Source organism: Rahnella ecdela (genome assembly GCF_019049625.1).
GTDB lineage: Bacteria > Pseudomonadota > Gammaproteobacteria > Enterobacterales > Enterobacteriaceae > Rahnella > Rahnella ecdela.
On sequence record NZ_JAFMOY010000066.1, the window covers coordinates 1 to 1,118 of the forward strand.

1 protein-coding gene and 1 pseudogene are annotated in these 1,118 nt (G+C 57.7%); both read left to right on the plus strand.

Going from position 1 to position 1,118, the window contains the following annotated elements:
* Positions 1 to 861 (plus strand): VWA domain-containing protein (locus J1784_RS00340; RefSeq protein WP_217147588.1); only part of this gene is annotated, 861 nt, incomplete at its 5' end.
* Positions 858 to 1,118: pseudogene (locus J1784_RS00345) on the plus strand (hypothetical protein); the annotation flags it as partial. The gene J1784_RS00340 and the pseudogene J1784_RS00345, both read left to right, overlap by 4 nt.

A 1,118-nucleotide genomic window follows, 5' to 3' on the forward strand; every position in this document is an offset into this window, starting at 1 on the left:
CGCGTGCCTTTTCTGCCTGAGCTGATTGATGAAGTTAAACTCAACAGCCAGCCGGTTCGCAGCAGCAAACTGAGCGGTGTACTTTTCTGGATTATCTGGATCCTGCTGGTCATCGCCCTGACCCGCCCGGAATACCTGACCCCGCCGCAGCACATTCAGAAACCGATGCGCGACGTGGTGCTGATTCTGGATGTCTCCGGTTCGATGGCGAAAAATGACGTTGAAGGCGGCATTACCCGTTTGCAGGCCGTGCAGGATTCAGTGAGAAAATTTGTGGCGCAGCGAAAGTCAGACCGCATCGGTCTGGTGATTTTTGCCAGCCACGCCTGGCCTTTTGCGCCGGTCAGCGAAGACAAACAGGCACTACAGACGCGGATTAATCAGCTGGCACCGGGCATGATCGGACAGCAGACCGCGATTGGCGATGCGCTCGGCGTGGGGGTCAAACTGCTCGACACCACCACCAACAAAGACGCCAGCAAACTGGCGATTTTACTCACAGACGGTAACGATACCGCCTCGCAGCTGGCCCCGCCGCTCGCCGCACGGCTGGCAGTTTCTCATCACGTTCAGGTGCACACCATTGCCTTCGGCGATGTCACCCAAACCGGCGATGACAAAGTTGATCTCCCGCTGTTGCAGGACATCGCACGCATCACCGGCGGAAAATCCTGGACGGCCAGCAACTCCGGCGCGTCACTCGACAGCGTCTGGCAGGAAATCGACGCGATTACGCCGGTTCAGGTGAAATCCATCGGCTGGTCGTGGCATATCCCGCTGTTCCAGTGGCCGTTATTGCTGGCGCTCGCGCTGCTGCTTCTCATTAATCTGGGGCGATATTTCAGGGAGAAAACCGCATGAGCGATTTCCATTTTATCTACCCGTGGCGTTTGCTTGGCTTGTTGCTATGCGCCCTGCTGTGGTTTATCACCACCCGCGAACGCAGCGCCTGGCATCAGATTATGGATAAGCCTTTCGCCAGAGCGCTGATTATCGGGCAGCAAAAACGCCTGACCCGCGCCCTTCCGTGGCTGCTTGCTCTGGGGATAATTGCCCTTTCCGGCCCGACATGGCAACGGGAATTACCGGCCGCCCTGACGCCGCAAAGTGACATGATG